The sequence below is a fragment of the Nostoc sp. NOS(2021) genome, from assembly GCF_017115025.1.
Lineage (GTDB): Bacteria > Cyanobacteriota > Cyanobacteriia > Cyanobacteriales > Nostocaceae > Nostoc.
The window spans coordinates 1-4,461 of sequence record NZ_JABXKM010000259.1 but is presented as its reverse complement, the minus strand read 5'-3'; the positions used below and the strand labels follow the sequence as shown (position 1 = coordinate 4,461).

Here is a 4,461-nt window from a genome sequence, read left to right as displayed (position 1 = left end):
ATTCTAAAACTGGTTACCTTGAGGGGTCTTACCCTCAATTCGCCAGCAGTATCCTCTAAGAAGTCGGGGATCTCGTTGTTCACGAATGATTATTCAAACTTTTACAGCCGGTTCCTAAAGACAGAAGATATTTCTTTAGAACTTACGCACAAGAGATCCCCCAACCCTCTTAAAAAAGGGGCTTTTAGAATTCCCCCCTTAAAAAGGGGGGTTAGGGGGGATCTAGGTTTCAGGTTTTCAGTGCGTAAGTCCTGTTCTTGATAAAACTAGGTTATACGATCGCTACCGCAATGGACGCGATCGCACTGCAATTTCTGAACCCTGCGGGATCTTGCGACAGCATGACATTTGACACAGTTCAGCTTTTATGAACCGACAGTGACGGTGTAAGACAACTCAAAGGGCTTGAAACTAGCTCCAGATTTTGGAGTACCGCTTAACTCCAATTCATAAGCTCCTACTTTGGGAAATACGATGTCGGCTCCAGGAATGCTTTTATATTGCTTGGTTGATACATTATGTAAAGTGGGCTTCAGCAATGGGGCATCAGTTTCGTTGTGAGGTTCGGGGTAGACAGCCAACTGACAGTTACATTGTGTCAGGGGGATTAGTCGCCCGCCTCTATGGGTGAGGACAATCCAAGCATGAGCGGTTTTGCCAGCTTGAGGATTGTCATGGGGTTCAATATGCAGCATCCCGCCGACGTCTCCAGATACCTTTTCAGTGTGGGCATTAACTGGTGTAGCAATCAGAACCGAAATTAATAATAGCCATCCAAAATTCTTCTCTAGAGTAAAGTTGAACATAGAGTTTTTAAAGAGTAAGCGAAGTAGAGCAGGCTGACTGGGGAAAGGCAATTAAAGGAAAATTCCCAGATTTGTGATGCTAATTTTCCACCAGTATTTAAGAACGATAATTTTAAAAGAATAGTTGCGTCAAAAGACAACCTGTCAAACTTTCTGACTTCTGACGGTATCTGGAAAACCTCACTTCTATTTCTCTCTCCTTTTAGGAGAGAGATTTAGAATTTTCCCCCAACACTGGTAGGGAAGGGGGTTAGGGGGTTAGGTTTTTCGTGGCTTTTCCACATAACGTCAAAAGACAACCTGTCAAACTTTGCCCGAAAATTCCTTCCCAACGACTAAGGCTCAATCCCAACTAAAAACTTGTTGACTCCTAAACTTCTAACTTAAAGGCTGATTAGCTTATTACTTATGATAGTTACTAAAAGTCACCTGGATGAGTGAAAGTAGTGAGAGTGATGAGTCAAAGCAAATATACTTAGTAACTGAGGTTCAAAGCATGGACTCGACAGGTAAAGTTCAAATTGTGGACTCGTCCTGGTACGTCCCACTGCCGTTTCAAGAGTATGCAATGAGCCGAGTGGCTGTCTACTTTTATAGCGATGGGTGGGTTCCAATTAAATATTGTTCTTTGGGAAAGGCAATTTTGCTTCACCAAAAGGCAAAGCTAGAAGACAAGGAAATTTTATTATTTCCTGCTAATCTAGACCCTAATCAATTCTCAAACTCTTTTAACTAAAATGGATTGAGGTAGACCATTTTTAAAATATCTTGGCAACAAATGAATCGGCTAGAGGGGCGTACATATATATGTACGCCTCTACTTGTAAATGGGATTAAAAATTTGTGCGAACTTGAAAGCCAAAGGTGCGGCAGATGGGCGAGTTGATCAAATTTCTAATGTTGGCGGGTTCGAGTTGCAGTTGATTAGCAACGTTGTCAGGGAGTTCTATTAAAATGTGCATTGGTTATTCTTTATAGGGATGTTGATCATTTGCCATTGCGAAAGCACCTTGAAATATTTACAAGAAGGGCAAGGGGGAAAGCTAAAAGTTCTAGTAATCAAACTAACCCAGAACGCAGTGCTACAACTGCTGCTTGCACGCGATCGTCTACTGCTAATTTATTCATAATCCCCCGGACATGAGTTTTGATGGTGTTGGGACTGAGATAGAGTTTTTCGGCAATCTCCGGGTTACTCAACCCGTCTACCATGAGTTTCAACACTTCTAACTCGCGCCCAGATAAGTTGGCGTTGTTGCTGGTGGGTGAGGGCGGTTTGAGATTATCAATTACTCGCCGCGCAATTTGGGGATCGAGATAGGCTGCACCATCAACTGCGGCTGCGATCGCACTTAACAATCGTTCCACACTTGCACCTTTGATGCAATATGCATCTGCACCGCTAGACAGTGCAGCAATAATTTCTGTCTCCGTTTGATGAGATGTCAGCATCACCACATGAGTTGCTGGCAACGCCGCTTTAATTTGCTGTGTCGCGGCAATGCCATCCAATCGCGGCAACCCAATATCCATAACCACCAAATCAGGTTTTAGTTGCAGTGCTGCTTGGACTCCCAAATAACCATCTTCTGCTTGTCCAACAATTTCCAACTGAGGATGAGCCATTAAGGATTGTTCTAATCCCAGTTGCATCATCGGATCATCTTCGACAATTAACACGCGCAATGGCGGAGCATTGGGCGGTAAGTTTAAGGGATAGCGAGTATCTAAAGACATTTTTATTGGTTATTAGTCCTTTGTCATTAGTCCTTTGTCATTAGTCCTTTGTCATTAGTCTGATTTTTCACGTCATCTGGAAACCTCACTTCCATTCCTCTCCCCTAGAAGGCTACGGTGTACACACAAGTCGAAAAAAGCTCGATTTTCTATTGTTCCCTCGTTCCCATGCAGAGCATGGGAATGGCTGATTAGGGGCTGCTGCCTCCAGTTAAATATTGAGTCAGAGACTCAATGAATGCATTCCCATACGGAGTATGGGAACGAGTCAAACCTCATTAAGCTAGGTTTTTAGGACTTGTGTGTACACCGTAGCTTAAGCCTTACAATCTTTAGTCTTCTGGGTGCAAACTGTACCAGCCATACCAGTGACGAACTGCTAGCCAAACCGCTGAAAGAAAACCCGCTAGACTGAGGGTGAGTCCACTGAACGGTACTAATAATCCAAAGATGGGTAATACTGCTCCAGCAATAGTGGCGACGATCGCAGCAAAAGAAGCACTACGACTTGCTCCCAATCCCCATGTTAAAATTAGTAAAATGATGGAAATTAAAGTCCAAGCCAACTGAGCATTGATCACGCGAGCTAGATAGGTCAAAGTCAACAGACAAGCAAAGAAAATACTACCAGCGATCGCAATATTTTTGAAACTCATTGGCAGTGACAAATATAATAACAATATCCACCACAAAAATATTGCTGGTGCTAGTAACAAAAGCCGGGGAATGATGCCCGTATGGCGAATGGGATCAGTGTTAGTAAACACTCCAAATGGATTTTTGACTGAAACATTATCGTCAAATATCCAAGTAAACTTAGTACTGCGTCCATCAACTTTAATCTCATTCGGTACAACACCACTAGCAAAATCAGCCGGAGCAAAGTTGGCAATTGCTGTGAGGCGAAAATTAGAAAGCAACTGTCCTGCTGCGCTATAAACCCAGCGAGGCCCTCCTTGAGCCTGATAGGTGACTCGAAAGGTGGTTTCTTCCCCTGGTTGCAGCTGGAAGGGAAAGCCATAGTCTCCCGGATTGGTTTGTTGTAGCCTACTACCGTTACGCTCTAGTTTGTAGCTAGCAAGCAGCGTGTAGCCGTTGGGTGGCGGTGCTTCAAAAAAGAAATTATTAATATCTTTGAGTTGGTTAACTACTTTATAATCAGCAGTGTATTCCACGCGATAAATTGAACTGCGACCTGGAACATCTACACTTTGGTCAAGCTTGACTTGAATTTGCGAACCAGCCAACGTTAAGAAGCGGTTAATCTCTCGCGTATCATTAACCTTGACAATCTTGCCATCAACTTGAGTGTTATAGGAGTATGGCTCTCGAATAGAGTAGCGCACTTGCGGGGCAGATTGTTCGAGCTTTTCACCTGCGACACTTTCAGCCACTTGAGCCACCCTTGCTTGCTCCCAGTAATGGTAGCGATTGCTCAAAGTTGAACAAAGAAAAAATCCAGGTATTAACAGAACTAATACCAGAGTTAAATGCTGTAATCCCCGCAACAGTTGGGAATAACCAACAGCCCATTCGCCGATGAATATAAGTTGTTCCGGTTGGCTGCGACGGAGAGAAAAACTGATCAGTGCGATCGCCACTCCTAAAGCTACGATCAAAAATACCAATAACAGTGAAGCTTTGAGTGCCTGGGTTCCAAATTGAACAAGCTCAATCGGATGCGTCAAATCAGGTAATCCGGGAATACCTTGAGCAGAAGATGACATTGGTTAATTTTTGCAGAATTTGGAGAACCAGACCGATAAAAACTCTTAAAAGTTTCTGGAAATAGGTATAATATCATGTCCGGTTGATTACTTATTAAACCCGAAGAACCCCAAAGAGCCAAAGCTGCGCTTTGTCTCCCCTCCCCGCCTGCGGCTATCCATTACCCGGATCTTTCTTAACATTTGCGAGA

At 43.5% G+C, this 4,461-nt stretch carries 4 protein-coding genes; all 4 read right to left on the bottom strand.

Annotation, left to right across the window (positions count from 1 at the left end; all coding sequences use genetic code 11):
- Positions 1-365 precede the first annotated feature (365 nt).
- On the bottom strand, positions 366-806 hold the full coding sequence (locus HWQ41_RS26520) for a hypothetical protein (RefSeq protein ID WP_292769809.1): 441 nt from the start codon (positions 804-806) through the stop codon (positions 366-368).
- Positions 807-1,639: 833 nt separating this feature from the next.
- Positions 1,640-1,768: a hypothetical protein gene (locus HWQ41_RS26515; RefSeq protein WP_292769807.1), complete on the bottom strand. Its 129-nt coding sequence runs from the start codon at positions 1,766-1,768 to the stop codon at positions 1,640-1,642.
- Positions 1,769-1,865: 97 nt separating this feature from the next.
- Complete coding sequence (locus HWQ41_RS26510; protein WP_292769806.1) at positions 1,866-2,543, bottom strand: response regulator transcription factor; 678 nt, start codon at positions 2,541-2,543, stop codon at positions 1,866-1,868.
- A 332-nt stretch (positions 2,544-2,875) separates the two neighbouring features.
- Positions 2,876-4,270, bottom strand: a complete 1,395-nt coding sequence (locus tag HWQ41_RS26505; protein WP_292769805.1) for a hypothetical protein — start codon at positions 4,268-4,270, stop codon at positions 2,876-2,878.
- Between the last annotated feature and the right edge of the window lie 191 nt (positions 4,271-4,461).

Coding starts and splice junctions, on each gene's coding strand:
- HWQ41_RS26520 (WP_292769809.1), bottom strand. CDS start 806: ATGTTCAACTTTACTCTAGAGAAGAATTTTGGATGGCTATTATTAATT.
- HWQ41_RS26515 (WP_292769807.1), bottom strand. CDS start 1,768: ATGCACATTTTAATAGAACTCCCTGACAACGTTGCTAATCAACTGCAA.
- HWQ41_RS26510 (WP_292769806.1), bottom strand. CDS start 2,543: ATGTCTTTAGATACTCGCTATCCCTTAAACTTACCGCCCAATGCTCCG.
- HWQ41_RS26505 (WP_292769805.1), bottom strand. CDS start 4,270: ATGTCATCTTCTGCTCAAGGTATTCCCGGATTACCTGATTTGACGCAT.